This is a genomic window from Neoroseomonas eburnea (assembly GCF_018129005.1).
In the GTDB taxonomy this organism is placed as follows: Bacteria; Pseudomonadota; Alphaproteobacteria; order Acetobacterales; family Acetobacteraceae; genus Neoroseomonas; species Neoroseomonas eburnea.
On the sequence record NZ_JAAEDL010000001.1, the window covers coordinates 193,534 to 207,864 of the forward strand.

Below are 14,331 nucleotides of genomic sequence, written 5' to 3' on the forward strand. Positions count from 1 at the left end.
CTGGCCGCAGGACCGCCGGCCTGCTGCGGCGGCTGCCCGCCGCGGTGGAGGCGAAGCATCGACAAGTTTTCGCCGGACGTGACGGCGGCCGGATCGGGCCGCCTCTAGAACGATCCTGCGTCCCACCGTGGCCGGAGGATCGAACCGTGTCGAGCCAGCCTCTGCCTCGCCTGGCCGCGCTGCATCGCCTTCGGACCCTTCTCCCCTCCGACGAGCAGCTGGTCTGGCTGACGTCGCTCGGCCTTGGCCTGCTAGCGGTGGTTGCTCTTCTTGAGCGCCATGTCTGGGGCGATACCAGTCCGATCTTCTGGGACCTGCCGGTCTATGTCGCGACGAGCGAGGCGCAGGCGCGCGGCCTCGATCCCTATGCGCCAGAGGTGATGCGGCTGCTGGGGCTGCCGGACTACCTCTTCGTGAACTCGCCGCCGATCGCGACCTGGCTGCTCGGGCTGGCCGGCGGAACGCCGCTGCGACCGCATCTCGGTGCGCTGCTCGCGCTCGCGCATGTCGGCGCCTTGCTGGCGATGCCGCTGGTGCTCGGGCGGGTGTTCTTCGGGCACGGCATGGCGGGCTTCGCCCTTGCCGCAGCCGCCTTCCTCACGATGTTCGCGGGCGCAGGCATCACCTCGGTCAGCGCCGCGAACCTCGGCACGGTCCTGCACGCGGTCATCCTGCTCGCCCTCGCGCCCGGGCTGCTGCGCGGCCGGTGGGCGGCCTTCTTCGTCGCGGTTGCGCTCGCGTCGCTCTTCAAGCCCTTCTACCTCGCCTATTGCCTGCTGCCGGCGGCAGCGAACGGCTGGAACTGGCGCCATGCGCTCGTCGGGGCGGGCATCTCGGCAACGGTGCTGGTCGCCCATGCGGCCTCGGCCCTGATCGCTCCCGAGGCCTTCTCCGGCTGGATCGCCAATCTCCGGGCGGCCATCCTCGTGCAGGGCGATACGGGCACCAACCTTCTCGGGGCGCGCGCGTTGCGCGATGGCGGCGCTCTCCGCTACCTGGTTCAGGCGGCCGTCATCGTCGCCTTCCTCGCCGTGGCGCTGCTCGGCAGGATCCGGGGCCGCGCGCTTTGGGCGGCGCTCCTGATCGTCGTGCAGTTCGTCAACCCGCGCATGATGGTCTACGATCTCGCGGTTGCCGCGATCCCATTCGCCTTCCTCGCGGCCCCGTTCATCCCCGCAGGCCGCGGCCCGCTGGCGCGGATCGGCATCGCCGTCGGGGCGGTGTCGGTCGTGCAGTTCGCCGCCTACAACGGACGATTGCTCGACGGATCTCTGCTGTTTCCGTTGATGGCGCTGGCCCTCGTCCTCGCCGCGTGTTGCGCGGGCAGAGCGGCAGAGGAACGCGCTGGCAGCTGAGGCGAGCCCGGCCGATCGGAGCCGGTCCCGCGGCGAAGGACCGACAAGTTTTCCTCGCTCGCCTCGGCGACCGAGGGGTCCCCAGCCTACAAGGAGCGGGCCTCTCCGCCATGGAAGGATCGCGCCGTGACGAGCCCGCCCATCCCTGACACCGCCTTGCAGCAGGGGTTCTGGAACCGTTGGAATACCGAGACGCGGGAACAGCGCCGCGACGAGGTTTCGTGGCGCCAGCAGCGCGAGGTCCTTGGCTGGCTGCAGGCCCTCGACCGGCGTGACCTCGACATCATCGATGTCGGTTGCGGCGCCGGATGGCTGACCGAGCATCTGCTCCCCTTCGGCCGGGTCACCGGCACCGACCTGTCGGACCAGGTGCTGGCGCGCGCGGCGACGCGCATCCCCCAGGCCAGGTTCGTGCCGGGCGACTTCATGGCGCTCGACTTCGGCGAGGCAGCCTTCGACGTGGCGGTGAGCCTCGAGGTGCTGTCCCATGTCGCCGACCAGCAGGGCTTCCTGCGGCGCGTGGCGCGGCTTCTGCGCCCGGGCGGTCACCTCATGCTGGCGACCCAGAACAGGCCCATCCTCGAACGCAACCGGATCCCGCCGCCCGAACCGGGGCAGTTGCGCAGATGGGTGGACCGGCGCGAACTGCGCGCCCTGCTCGAGCCGGAGTTCGAGGTATTGCGGATCCACACCGTGACGCCGCGCGCCGACCGGGGCCTGCTGCGCATCGCGAATTCATACAAGCTGAACCGGATGGCGAGGCTGGTCGCAGGCGACGGTTTCGAGCGGCTGAAAGAGCGATGCGGGCTCGGCTGGACGATCATGGCCTTGGGCCGGCGCCGCCCCTCCGCCCATTGACCGCGCGACCGGACAGATCGGGAAGCGTTCTCGCGCCGCGACCGAGCGTTCACGGCAGCGTGGCCGAGCCCTGGGCCATGCCGACGCGCGGTGCACGCGGCGCCTCGGAGGGGCTGGCAGGGGCCGGGGCGCGCCGGGCGCGCAGCGCCGCCTGGATCGGCATGTCCACCCGGTGATGGAAGACGGCACCGAGGATCAAGGCCACGGCCGCGCACATCAGCGCCGCCCAGTTGCCGAGTGCCAGGTCGAGACGCGCGATGGCGATGACGAGGATCGTGATCACCGAGAAGTGGGTCAGGAACAGCGAGTACGAGATGCTGCCGATCGCTGCGAGCGCGCTCGGCCCGCGCCATCTGCCCGCGCCCTCGAGGGTCGTCGCGGCGACCAGCATGACGCCGGCGGCGAGGTCGAGCAGCGGGATCGGCACGCCGCGGGTGTCGCGCTCGCCGGTTCCTTCCCAGATCACGCCGGCGGCGAAGAGAGCGGCGGCCGCCACGAAGACGAAGGACATCCCTCTCTCCCGCGACAATGCCGCCATGCGCCGCTGGGCGAGCGCGAAGATCATGCCGATGCCGAGGCCCAGGCTGCGGGAGTTGAGATAGTTCGGCACCTCCGACGGCCCGGCATCGTGGCCCGCCAGCATCATCGCCAGGACCGTGCCCTGCCAGGCGATGATCATGCCGAAGCCGAGCCGGCGATGGACAAGCACGAGCGCGACCAGAAGGCAGAACAGCGCCTCATGGACGAGGAACCAGCTGACGTTGAGCAGCGGCCGGTTGTCCTGCGGCAGAAGCAGCAGGCTCGCGAGGATCCGATGCGGCTCCAGCTTGGCTGCCTTGTCCGCCCCGCCGAAGCCGGCGAGGTAGACGGCCAGCGCCATGAGGCTGACGATCCAGAAGGCCGGAAGCAGGCGACGCGCGCGCTGGCCGAGGAACGCCGCGGCGCTGCGCCGCTCCACGCCATCGAGCAGGTAGAGGCGCGTCATCACGTAGCCGCTCAGGACGAAGAGGAAATCGACACCGCGGGCGCCGCCATGGAACAGGCCGCCGAACGGTGCCGCGGCGCTTCGCGCCACGAAGACGTCATCGACATGATAAAGGAGCACCATCAGGCTCACGATGCCGCGCATGGCATCGAGCGTGGTCAACCGCCCCGGCCGCACAGATGCGCTCCTGCGATCTTCCGCCAGCATTGCCGTTTGCCCCCGGCCCCGCCTGCCAAGGCACCTTAACGAGGAACGCAGGCACAACCGACGTCGCCGTGGAAAACTAATCCGGGCACCGGCGGGAGATGACGGCAGGCATGCACGCAGCGGGAGCGCCCATGCGGCGCGCGACGCAGGCCGCGCAACAATCCTCGTCAACGCGCAGCCAGAGGTCACATGCCATGCCATGCGACCTTCGGAGGCGCCGACGCCGATCCGACGGGCGACCTGCTCCGGCCGCCACAGCCTCGGCACCTGTGCCGGAGGCCCTACAGCGCCACCCGCATGCGCAGGAACACCACATTCTCCTGGTATTCGGCGAGCCCGCCGGTGTGCTGCACGCGGTTGACGTACTGGTAGTCCAGCGTCAACGCCAGGTTCCGGTTCATCAACCACATCGCCTGGGCTCCGAGGACGAGGTCCGTCCCGCGTTGCGTCGGCTGCTGGTACTCCTGGCCATTCAGCCCGACGATCCCGGAGATCACGATGTTGCGGTAGAGCTCGTGGTCGACGCGGAGTTGGCCATAGTTGCTGACGTAGCTCGCGGTGTTCGAGCGGATCGATTCCTGGATGCTGCGGCTGGCTGAAAGGTTCACCGTCGTCAGCGCTGTGACATTCCAGGTGACCGCGATGTCGACCGCCGGGCTGTCGAGCGGCTTGAACTGGGCGCCCGAGTATTCGCGCCGTGCATAGCCAACCGCGATGCGGGCCGACCAGACGCCGTCGAAATCGTACTTGAAGCCGACGAGCGCGGCGTAGGTCTGGCTTTCCCGGTCGCTCGCCTCGGCGGCCCTGTAGTCTATGTCCTGGTAGCGCAAGCCGAGGGTCAGGCTGCGACCCTGGACGAATTCGTAGGCGGTGTCGAAGCGGACCGTCAGGCTGTCGTAGTCGGAGCCGGAGGCGTTCCCGCCCGGTCCCGAGACGTTGTCGTAGCGGTACATGCCGTAGGAGGCGGAGAGGCCGAGCGTCACGCGATTGAGCGTGGTCGTGCCGCCGAGGCTGAGCTCGTCCACATTGTACGGGACCGGCTGCACCAGGCCGGCCTGCTGCACGTCGACGCTCTGGGGATCGAGGTGCAGCCGACGATGCGCGTAGCCGGCGGAAAGCGATGCGTTGGCGGCGAGGTCGTAGCGCCCGGAAACTCCGACGTTCCAGTCGGTCCAGTCGAAATTGCCCTCGTTGAAGTAGGTCCGGTTCAGGATGCCGGCCTCGACGCCGAGATGGTGCTGCGTCCATTCGCTGACGATCGCGCCCTGTGCGCCGAATTCGGCGAACCCGTCCGCGAGCCGCGATGTGCTGGTGCCGAGCAGGTTGTCGTCGTAGCCGACCCCGGTCGTGGCCGAAGCATCGAAGCGGAAGCTGCCGAGCCTGACGCCGGCCGGATCGACCTCCGGTCGCGACCGCCCCATGACGGTCGAGCCGCGGTCGGGTGTCGGGCCCATGCTCGCCTCATCCTGCGCCGAGGCGGTTGCCGACCAGGCGAACAGCGCCAGCAGGGCCGGGATGACGGCGGCAACGCGGCCTTGCGCCGGGGCAGGCGGGCGCATGGCGGGGCTAGCGCTGCGCATCCATGCTTCCGCGCGACAATGCCCCGCCCTTGGGAGCGCCTGGCTCGGCCGGAGTGGCAGGTGAGTCGGCATCGGGGGGCACCTTTCCGTCCGAGGCGGGGTGGAGAAACAGGCTCGCGCGCGTACCGCTGCCGACGGCGCTCTCGATCCGCAGTATGCCGCCGGAACGCTCGGCGAACTCGCGCGCCAGGGCAAGACCCAGACCGGTGCCGCGTCCGCGCGGCTTGGTCGTGAAGAAGGGCTCCATCGCCCGCGCCAGGGTCTCCGCATCCATCCCGACGCCAGTGTCCGTGATGTCGATGCGGATCCACTCGCCGCCCGGCAGGTCGTTGGCGACATTCGACGCATCAGGGCTTCCGACCAGCGCGGCGGAGATGGAGAGCACGCCGGACCCCGCCTGCGCCATGGCGTCGCGGGAATTGGTCGCGAGGTTGATCAGCATCGCCTCAAGGTCGCTGGAATCGGCCAGCACGGGCGGCAGGCAGGGCGGCAGGTCGAGGCGCACGGTGAAGGTCTCGCCGATGAGTTCCTGCATCACGTCGGCGATCTCGGTCAGCAGCGGGACCACGTCGATCGGCACGGGCTGCCGCGCGCTGCCGCGGGCGAGGGCGAGAAGGCCCCGCGCGCCGGTCGCCCCGCGCCGCGCCGCCGCGCGGGCACGCTCGATCAGCCGGGCGAGCGTGGCCTTGTCACTGAGCGAGTCAGGCATGGCGCGCAGGTAGAATTCCACGGCCTGCATCACGTTGCCGACCTCGTGCGCGACCCCGGCGGTCAGCCGGCCGAGCGTCTCGAGGCCCTGACGCTCGGCGAGGGTCCGGATGGCCGCGTCATGGTCCCGCCGCGCACGGGCAAGTGCCGCATCGAGGTATCGCCGCTCCGCCGCGCCGCGAAGAACGAGCGCAACCAGCGCCCCCAGGACCCCGCCGAGCAGGGCAACCAGCCAGGGCAGCAGCGAGCCCCCAGCAACGACCGGCACGGGGACCGCGGCCAATGCCGTGAAGCGTGTCGTCCCCACCGGCCGCCACGCCAGAGCCGTGGCGAGGCCGCCGACAGTCGCTGCCACGACGGTCCGCCCGCTTGGTGCCTGGCCCGCCGGAACCTCGCCGAAGGGCCATGGCGCGCCGGCCGGCGTACCCGAGAGCGGCAGAACCTCGGCGGGCCGCGAGCCGGTCAGGCCGATCGCAGATGGCAGCGGCTGCGCCGCCAGGATGTCGATCGGCAGGCCGGCATTCATCGCCGAGCCCTCGGGCCCGGCGGCGCCCGGCAGGGCCCGCTGAAGCAGCAGGCGCAGGCGCGGGGCCTGCTCCGGCGCAGGCGGCATGTCCGCATGTCCGATGGCTTCATCGAGGAGCTGGGCCGCCGTCGCCGCCGTCCGTTCCGCCTCGGCAAGCGCGACCGCGCGGGCGATGGCGCCGCGATGTTCGTTCACATATGCGTGGACAAGGATGAAAGCGAGCAGGGCGCCTCCGCCGGCGGCGAGCCCGACGGCCATCCACCGCCACCGCGGCCGGCGGGGCTGAGGTCGCGGCCTGGGCATCAGGCCCCCACCTCGGGGGCGAGGTGCGGGTCGGCGAGGTCAGCGCGCGGGACCATCCAGAAAATACGAATTTGCCCGAAAATTCGGCACGATGCGGCGCATGGAGGCAGGCGCGTCTCGCCGAGGCCGCCGAGGATGCCTTTGCAGGTGTGGAGGATAGTTCCAGCCTTCGTCATTGCCTCGTCAGGTGCTCACAATTCGTTTACCGATTAAAATGACACCGCCTCCTTGCTCGGGGCAAGGCAATCGTCCAAACAAACCTGCACCAAATCCTGGCCAAATGCCAAAAAAAATGGATAATAGACGGCAGGATTTCATTCGCTTTCATGGCTATCTAGCCAAGTTGTCGAGGGTTTTGTCATGGACACAACCAAGACAGTACATGTTATTGATGACGATGATCTTTTGTGCGAATCGGTGGCCAGGTTACTCGCGCTAAACGGGTATTCGGTCCATCAACACTCCTCTGCGGATGCGTTCCTCGCCTTCCAGGCCCAATGCGATCCCGCCACGCCGGCCATCGTTGTCAGCGACGTCCGCATGCCGGGATGCAGCGGCGTGGGCCTTCTCAAGGAGTTGCGCCGGCGCGCCGCAGGCAATGGCCGCACCCTGCCGGTTATCCTGGTGACCGGTCATGCGAGCGTCCCGCTGGCGGTGGAAGCCATGCGCGACGGCGCGGCGCATTTCCTCGAGAAGCCGGTCGATCCGGATCTGTTGCTGGCGACCGTCCGTGCCGCCTGCGAAAGCCTCGTGCAGGAACGGCCGCATGACGATGCGGCCCAGGCGCGCCTGAAGGACCTGACGCCACGCGAGCGCCAGGTTCTTGCCGCCTTTGTCGCGCGCGGGTCGAACAAGGCGGTGGCCAACGCTCTCCGCATGAGCCCCCGCACCGTCGAGGTCCATCGCACGCGCATCTTCCGCAAATCGGGCGCCACCTCGGTGACCGAGCTGGTGCGGATCGCGATCGAGGCCGGTGTCGTCGATCCCTTGCCCGGACCCGCTCACCAATGAGACGGGGTGAGCGAAATCACGCTGCATTCACGTCCGGGATATCCCGTATGGCGGTGCAGCATCGCAATGACTACCGTCCATTTGCTCGCAAGAGCGACCCCATCCCCCAATGGAGGCCGCCGTGCTGATCCGTCAGGATGTCACCGCAATCCCGCGCGATACGCGCACTTCCACGCGCACAATCGCCGTCGAACGGCGGTTGCGCCGTAGCGAAGCACTGCGGCCGCCCGAACGGGGCGACCTGGTCGCGCTGCGTGTCCTGGAGGGGTGCCTGCGCGTCTGCCATCCGCTGCTCGACGGGCGCCGGCAGATCACCGACTTCCTGTTCCCCCAGGACCGGATCAGCCTGATGGAAGTACGATGCCACAATGGCAGTATCGAGGCGGTCACATCTGCGCGCGTCAGCCTCTTCCCCTCGGACGGGCTGGACGGCGACGACGGCATGCACGCCGATCACTATCGGGCACGCCTCGGCGCCATGCAGGCACGCCTCTTCATGCTTGGGCACAAGAATGCGCGGGAGAAGCTCGCGGCCTTCCTGCTCGAGATGTCCGACCGCATCGGGGGAGGGGAGGACACCTTCCGCCTCGCGATGTCCCGCTACGACATCGCCGACTATCTCTGCCTCTCGCCGGAGACCGTGTGCCGCAACTTCACGCTGATGGTCTCGGACGGGCTCCTCGCCCTTCCGGACTCCCAGACGGTGCGGATCCTCCACCGCGCGCCGCTCGAATTCATCGGCCGCTGATCAGCCCCGGTTCCATGTAGCCGGGAGGCACCGCGCCCTGTGCCGCCACGCGGCGGCGGGCGGCGGTGTCGAGCCGCATCCGGATCACGGCAGCCGTCATCGCCCCGATCTGGGCGAAGAAGATCGGCGTCGTGATCATCGGTGCCGAGAGCAGCGCGGCAAGCAACTGCCCGGCCAAGGCCGCGCCGAAGGCATCGACGACGACGCGCGCGGGGTGGTCGGCCGGCGCCGTGGCACGCGCCAGGCGGGCGGCCCGGCGGAGCCGTGCGACGAACCAGACCGTGGCGATGGCGCCGAGCACCCCCGCGCCCGAGAGCAGCCCCGGGACAGCGCTGGAGGCGCGCGTGCTGCCCCAGCCGATCCCGAGCCCGCCGCTTTCGAGGAAGGCGCTCCAGGCGGCCTGGTTCATGGCCCCGCGCTCCGCGTAGGACTCGCTCTCTCCCTTGTTCAGCGTCATGACCACGACCTGCTCGACGACATCGAGCAACTGCGGCCGCATGGCCAGCAGGCCGGCCGCCAGCACCACGAAGGCCACTCCCGGCAGGGCGAGCCGGCGCAGCAGCCGCCTCAGCTCCACCTTCCGCCCGCGGAGCGCCGCCGAGCCCAGCAGGGCCGGCAGCCCCAGCACCAGCGCAGCGATGCCGGTGGTCGAGGTGCAAAGGAAGGCGGTGACGAGCACCAGGACCAGCAGCACGTCGGCGCGCATCACCCGGTGCCCGCGCAGGCACAGCGCGACACAGGCGAAGGCGACGCCCACCAGGTAGAAGGCGAAGGCGGAGGGCTCGGCGAAGGAGGATTGCAGCCGCGGCAGGGAGCCGAGGCTCTGTTCCACGATCCCCCAGCTCGGATTCGATTGCAGGAGCTCCTTCGGATAGGGGACGCCCACGGTGCGCGATGCGAACTCCCAGGCGGCGATACCCACCGCCAGGTAGCCGCCGAAGAGGTAGGCGCGCACGACCGCATTCCAGACCGCCCCGGCGCGCCCCAGGGCGAGGGCCGTCCCGCAGGCGAGCGCGACATTCGCCGCGAGATAGAGCACCTGATTGGTATTGCCCTGGCCGGGCGCCAGCGGCAGGGGTTCCGGAATCGGGCCGCGGAACTTCTGCGGCCAGACGATGATCCGTCCGGCGAAGGCATCGGGCAGCAGGACCGCCGTCACCGCGGCGTAGGCGAAGAGCAGCAGCAGCGGCGCCATGAGGTACAGCGTCGGAAGCTCCGCGACGCTGCGCCGGCCCGTGAGGTATTGCGCGCCCACCAGCGCCACCAGCATGGCCGCCGGAACAAGCCCGGGCTGCAGGCCGAAACCTCCCAGGATGAAGGCCGCCGCCGCCTCGAAGATGCCCGCGACCAGCACCAGCTGGATGAGCCGGCCGGCATCCCCGGCCCAGCGCAGGCAGAGCGCGAGGACGGTGAGCCCGACCAGCGTCGCGCTCACACCCGCCCGTCCTCCGGGTGGCCGTAGTAGCCCTGGTGGTGGCGGAACAGGTAGCCAAGGCCGTCATTCGACTGCCGCGCGAAGTGCCTCATCTTGACCTGTGTCATGACGGCGCCGATGACATGCGCCCCGCTGCCGCGCAGCAGCCGCAGGGCGTCGCGCGCCGCCGCGCGCGGCGTCCGCTCCCAGCGCACCGCGAGGATGGTCGCATCGGCGATCCGCGAAACCAGCAGCGCATCCGCGGCAGGCAGGACGGGCGGCGTATCGACCACGACGAGGTCGAAGGTCTTCGCCGACCATTCGAGAAGCTGCGACAGCCGCGGCGAGGCGAGGAGTTCCTGCGCGTCTCCCCTCCAGGTGCCGGCCGGCAGCACGTGCAGTCCCTTCTCAACCTCCCGCACCACGTCCCGACCGTCGCCGACGAGGTTGCCGGCCAGGATCTCCGACAGCCCCGGCCCCCGGCCAAGGGAGACCTCGCTCGTCTCCAGCGGATTGCGCAGGTCGGCGCCGACCAGCAGCACGCGCGCGCCGCTGCGCGCGGTGTTGCGCGCCAGGCTGAGGGCAAGGGCCGACTTGCCCTCCCGCGGCAGCGCGGAGGTGACCGTCACGATCCGCGTGCGACGGTCGTTGCCGAGGACCTGGAGCACGCCGCGCAACCGCGATACGGAAGCGTTGTACTGCGCCGCCGCGACGCTCGACCCGCGGAGCAGCGCGCGCTCGCTGATCTGCGGCATGACGCCGATCGAGGCCACGCCGAGAGCCGATTCCAGCGCATCCGGGGTGGAGAACCCCTCGCGCAGGCGCTCGAGCAGGAAGACCAGCGCGCAGCCGAGGATCAGCGACCCGCCGAAGGCGAGGACGAGCATCCGCCCACGTCGCGGCCCGCTCGGCGTGCCCGAGGGGATCGCTTCGGACACGAGCTCGGCGTCCGCCTCCTGGATGCCCTGTGCATTGGCGAGCTGCGTCGCGCGCGTGAGGAAGCTCTCGTAAATGGCGCGATTGGCCTGGGCCTCCGCCTGCATGCTCTGCAGCCGGACCTCGGCCACGTTGTCCTGCGCCACCACGCTGCGGAGCGCGGCGAGGCGCTCGCGCAGCGAGGCTTCCTGCGCGCGGGCGGCGGCGACCTCGCTGCGCAGCCCGGCCAGTGCGTTCGCCATCTCCTCCCGCAGCCGGCGTTGCAGTCCGGCGCGCTGCGAGCGCGCGGCCATCAGGTCCGGCGCCCGCGGCCCGAGCGAGGAGGCGAGCTGCGCCTCCCGCGCCGAGGCCTGTGCCTCCTGGTCGCGCAGGGTGCGGATGATCGGCGAGTTCATCACCTCGGGCAGGGCATCGGCGCGGCCACCGCTGCGCACCGCCGCCTCGGCCTCGGCGAGCTGGCCCTCCTTGCGCAACCGCTCGGTCTCGGCCGTGACGAGCTGGCGCGCGATGTCGTCGAGCTGCTGGCGATTGATCGTCTGCGACGGCGCGGTGCCGCTGCGCGTGCCGATCATCTCCGTCAGCCCGTGCTCGATCCGATAGGATTCGATGGCGCGCTCGGAGGCGCGCATCCGGTCGGCAAGCTCGGCGAGGCGGGCGCTGAACCAGGAATGCGCGCGCTCCATCGCCGCCGCCTTCTGCCTGCGACGGAACTCGAGGAGTTCCTCGGCCAGCGCGTTCACGATGCGGGCGCTGAGCTCGGGCGAACGCGTCTCGATCCAGATGATCAGGACATGCGATCGGGATTCGTTCTGAACGCCGATGCGCGCGCTCAGGATCGCCGCCGCGGTCTCCTTCGGGTCGTTCGACTCAGGCCACTGGACGGCGTCCGGGAAGAGCCCGAAATTCTCGTTCAGCACCCTCGCCAGCCTCGCGAAGCGCCCCGGTCCGCCCTGGAACTCTGGATCCGTCGCAAGGTCGAGCCGCTCCACGATCCGGCGCGAGATGGCGGGCGAGCGCAGGATGTCGATCTGCGTCCGTATGACGTTCTGGCTGCTCGCATCCGGGGATATGGCCTGCAGGTCGCTCACCTGCGTGTTCCGCGGCTCGATGAGCACGGAGGCCTCGCCGCGATAGGTCGGCGCCGCGCGGCTCAGCCAGACGAACATCGCGCCCATGCCGAGGCAGACGATCACGATGATGATCCAGGCGCGCCGCCAGAGCACTGCCATCAGACGGCGCGCGGGCGCGCCGAGCGGCTCCTGCTCCTGCACCAGCTCGGGCAGCGGACCAAACGGCACGAGGCGTGTTTCAGGCAGGTTCATCGGCGGCCGGCTCGCTGGTTCGTGGCGTCGCCTGGCTCGAATCCGTCCCGCATGCCGCCATGGGTGATTCCGTGGCCTGCGCCCCGCGCGACGCCCTGAGCGCGCTCCGCCGGCTGTTGCGGCCCGTCGCGCCCCGGCCGGCGAAGCCTGACGGAGTCCACGGAGGGGTTCTCCAGCGCGGTGCCGAGGAGCAGCATGCGCTCCGGGAAGGCCCGGCCGCGCATCACGTCGAGGAGGCCGACCATGTTGCCGCGCAGCCGGCCTCGCCGGTCGACCCAGGGTTCGGGCCACAGCACGCGTACCAGGTTCGCCGCGATGTTGCGCGCCGTCTGGCTGATGGCGCGGCGGATCGTGTAGGCGGGAACGCGTCGCGCGACGTAGAGCGGGTTCACCACCTGCGAATAGCCGAGGCGCACGCCGGCGGTGCGCCCGCCCTTGGTGCCGAGGTGCACGCCGCGCGCTCCGTCGAGCCGGAGCACCTTGCCGTGGGCACCGAGCCGGCAGCAGAACTCCGCATCCTCCTGCCAGCCATAGAGCGGCAGCCGCTCGTCGAAGCGCAGCCGGTGTCGCTCGACCGTGGCCAAGCGCAGCGCCATGTTGCAGCCGTATGCGTTGGCGATCGGGCTGGTCGCGTGCGGGTCGCCCGCGAAGTGATCCTCGGCGAGAATCCTCCGGCCGTCCGCCACCGTCAGGCCGGGCGTGGTGGCGCCGTCGCTGAGCACGACGCCGGTCGCCGCGACGACTTCCGGATCCGCGCCGAAGAGGTTCTCCATGGCCGCGAGGTAGTCGCGCCGCATCAGGAAGTCGTCGTCGAGGAAGACGAGCAGATCGCAGCCGCGGGCGTGGTCGATGATCCGGTTGCGCTGCCGCGTCAGGCCCGGTTCCGACTGCACGAACTCGACGTGCGGGAGTTGCCTCGGGGCGTGCCCGGCGTCTTCCGGGCGCGCGCAGCAGACGATGATACGCTCCGGCTGGCGGGTCTGCATCGCGAGATCGTTCAGCGTCTCGAGAAGGATCGGCGCGCGTCCGCTTGTCGGGATACCCAGGGCGATCCTCATCGGCGGTCTCCTTCGACGTGTTGCCAGGCTGTGGCTACGCCGGCGGGCATCGCTGTCGGCGGCGCGGAGGGGCCGTGCAGCCTGGCGCCCTGGATGCGGGCGGCGACCACGGCGCGCAGCTGCTCGCGCCGCCGGCACAGTTGCGTCACCGCCGCCGGGGAGCGGCGGGAGAGGGCGAGTGCGGCCTCGTGCGCCGCGACCGAGAGCCGTTCCCAGCGCGCCGGATCCTCGGCGAGGCCGCGCAGCGCCGCCGCCGCGACCTCGATGTCCGGATCGGCCCAGACGCTGCCCTGATAGATGCCGGCGCCGTCGGCCACCGGGACCAGGCGCGCAGGCACGAGCACGGCGTTCGCGTTGGTCATGAAGTCGAGATTGCCGGACCAGCCGGTCGCGACGACGGGAATGCCATGGCCCATCGCCTCGAGCATCGGCAGGCCGAAGCCCTCCGCCCGGTGCAGGGAGAGCAGCACGTCCGCCGATCGGTACAGGCCGGCAAGCGCCGCCGGGGTCAGGAAGTCGCGCAGGATGGAGACATTGGCGCAGCCCGCGGCCGCACGCTCGATCGCGCCATGCTCGCCCGGCGGGCCTCCGAGCTTGAGGACCAGGCGCGCCCGCGGCGAATCCCCGAAGGCCGCGCGGAAGGCGGCGAGGGCACCGGCAGGGTTCTTGCGCTCAAGGCTCGATCGGCTGTCGCCGAAGCTGAGGACGGTGAAGACCCTCGTCGCGTCGCGCCGCCGGCGCGGGGCGGGCAGCACGACGTGCGGCACCACCTCGATCGGGCGGCCACTCAGGCGGCGCAGGCTCTCCTGCGCGAACCTGCTCGGCGTCCAGATCTCGTTGAGCACTCTGTCGAAGCCGTTCCAGTCGGACGGCGGATCCGGCAGCTCCCACGCCCAGTAGCCGATCCGCCAGGCATGCGCGGCAGCGGGCAGCACGGCGGAGAGGAGTTGCGGCGTCTGCGGCCCGCCGCAGTGCACGATGTACGCCGTGGCCGCGTCGTGGCGCACGCGGAAGAGCGGATTGCGCAGCGCCGGGCTCGCGTCCACCAGCTCGGCGTCGATCCCCATGCGCCGCAGCATCTCGCACTGCAGCCGGGCGCCGTTGGCGATGCCGTTCTGGCGCCCGAGGGCCGCGACCACAGCGACGCGGTGGAAGGAGCGTTCCGGCTCCCGCCGTGCGATCGCCATCTGCACGACGGTCGCGCAGGCCTGCGAATAGGCCTGCACCAGCACCGGCTTCAGTGCGTCGCGCCAGCCGCTCATGGCGATGCCCGATCCGAGTGCCTGCCCACCGCCATCACCTTCGAAGCGATCCTGCGCA

The 14,331-nt window shown here is 70.4% G+C and carries 11 protein-coding genes; 4 read left to right on the forward strand and 7 right to left on the reverse strand.

The annotated features are described in order from the left end of the window. Window positions 1-146: 146 nt before the first annotated feature. Both GXW74_RS00960 and GXW74_RS00965 read left to right on the forward strand, forming a co-directional pair. Window positions 147-1,355, forward strand: coding sequence for a hypothetical protein (locus GXW74_RS00960; RefSeq protein ID WP_211844393.1), 1,209 nt, complete (start codon window positions 147-149; stop codon window positions 1,353-1,355). 126 nt (window positions 1,356-1,481) lie between these two features. After that, a complete protein-coding gene (locus tag GXW74_RS00965) occupies window positions 1,482-2,213 on the forward strand; it encodes a class I SAM-dependent methyltransferase (protein WP_211844394.1) in 732 nt (243 codons plus the stop codon). A gap of 49 nt (window positions 2,214-2,262) precedes the next feature. Here the strand turns inward: GXW74_RS00965 and GXW74_RS00970 are convergent, their stop codons facing one another. The 3 genes from GXW74_RS00970 to GXW74_RS00980 all read right to left on the reverse strand — a co-directional run bounded on the left by GXW74_RS00970 (window position 2,263) and on the right by GXW74_RS00980 (window position 6,477). Next, the gene (locus GXW74_RS00970; RefSeq protein ID WP_211844395.1) at window positions 2,263-3,360 is read right to left on the reverse strand and encodes an acyltransferase family protein; all 1,098 of its coding nucleotides are present in this window, start codon (window positions 3,358-3,360) and stop codon (window positions 2,263-2,265) included. A gap of 326 nt (window positions 3,361-3,686) precedes the next feature. Then, window positions 3,687-4,985, reverse strand: a complete 1,299-nt coding sequence (locus GXW74_RS00975; RefSeq protein ID WP_211844396.1) for an outer membrane beta-barrel protein — start codon at window positions 4,983-4,985, stop codon at window positions 3,687-3,689. Further along, window positions 4,972-6,477, reverse strand: coding sequence for a sensor histidine kinase (locus GXW74_RS00980; RefSeq protein WP_211844397.1), 1,506 nt, complete (start codon window positions 6,475-6,477; stop codon window positions 4,972-4,974). Before GXW74_RS00980 ends, GXW74_RS00975 begins: the two co-directional genes overlap by 14 nt. A 405-nt stretch (window positions 6,478-6,882) precedes the next feature. Between GXW74_RS00980 and GXW74_RS00985 the strand changes: the two genes are divergently transcribed. Together GXW74_RS00985 and GXW74_RS00990 are read left to right on the forward strand one after the other, a co-directional pair. After that, complete coding sequence (locus GXW74_RS00985) at window positions 6,883-7,533, forward strand: response regulator transcription factor (protein WP_211844398.1); 651 nt, start codon at window positions 6,883-6,885, stop codon at window positions 7,531-7,533. A 109-nt stretch (window positions 7,534-7,642) separates the two neighbouring features. Then, on the forward strand, window positions 7,643-8,281 hold the full coding sequence (locus GXW74_RS00990; protein WP_211844399.1) for a helix-turn-helix domain-containing protein: 639 nt from the start codon (window positions 7,643-7,645) through the stop codon (window positions 8,279-8,281). Here the strand turns inward: GXW74_RS00990 and GXW74_RS00995 are convergent. The 4 genes from GXW74_RS00995 to GXW74_RS01010 are packed head-to-tail and all read right to left on the reverse strand — an operon-like array spanning window position 8,268 to window position 14,273. Then, a complete protein-coding gene (locus tag GXW74_RS00995) occupies window positions 8,268-9,716 on the reverse strand; it encodes a hypothetical protein (RefSeq protein WP_211844400.1) in 1,449 nt (482 codons plus the stop codon). The two genes, GXW74_RS00990 and GXW74_RS00995, sit on opposite strands and share 14 nt — an antisense overlap. After that, the gene (locus tag GXW74_RS01000; protein ID WP_211844401.1) at window positions 9,713-11,953 is read right to left on the reverse strand and encodes a GumC family protein; all 2,241 of its coding nucleotides are present in this window, start codon (window positions 11,951-11,953) and stop codon (window positions 9,713-9,715) included. Before GXW74_RS01000 ends, GXW74_RS00995 begins: the two co-directional genes overlap by 4 nt. Further along, window positions 11,950-13,011, reverse strand: coding sequence for a glycosyltransferase family 2 protein (locus GXW74_RS01005; protein WP_211844402.1), 1,062 nt, complete (start codon window positions 13,009-13,011; stop codon window positions 11,950-11,952). The genes GXW74_RS01000 and GXW74_RS01005 overlap by 4 nt, the downstream gene beginning before the upstream one ends. After that, window positions 13,008-14,273, reverse strand: a complete 1,266-nt coding sequence (locus GXW74_RS01010; protein WP_211844403.1) for a glycosyltransferase family 4 protein — start codon at window positions 14,271-14,273, stop codon at window positions 13,008-13,010. Before GXW74_RS01010 ends, GXW74_RS01005 begins: the two co-directional genes overlap by 4 nt. Window positions 14,274-14,331 lie beyond the last annotated feature (58 nt).

What these genes read in the sequence shown, in the direction of transcription:
- GXW74_RS00975 (WP_211844396.1), bottom strand. Translation starts at nt 4,985, where the DNA reads ATGCGCAGCGCTAGCCCCGCCATGCGCCCGCCTGCCCCGGCGCAAGGC.
- GXW74_RS00980 (WP_211844397.1), bottom strand. Translation starts at nt 6,477, where the DNA reads ATGGCCGTCGGGCTCGCCGCCGGCGGAGGCGCCCTGCTCGCTTTCATC.
- GXW74_RS00985 (WP_211844398.1), top strand. Translation starts at nt 6,883, where the DNA reads ATGGACACAACCAAGACAGTACATGTTATTGATGACGATGATCTTTTG.
- GXW74_RS00990 (WP_211844399.1), top strand. Translation starts at nt 7,643, where the DNA reads ATGGAGGCCGCCGTGCTGATCCGTCAGGATGTCACCGCAATCCCGCGC.
- GXW74_RS01000 (WP_211844401.1), bottom strand. Translation starts at nt 11,953, where the DNA reads ATGAACCTGCCTGAAACACGCCTCGTGCCGTTTGGTCCGCTGCCCGAG.
- GXW74_RS01005 (WP_211844402.1), bottom strand. Translation starts at nt 13,011, where the DNA reads ATGAGGATCGCCCTGGGTATCCCGACAAGCGGACGCGCGCCGATCCTT.
- GXW74_RS01010 (WP_211844403.1), bottom strand. Translation starts at nt 14,273, where the DNA reads ATGAGCGGCTGGCGCGACGCACTGAAGCCGGTGCTGGTGCAGGCCTAT.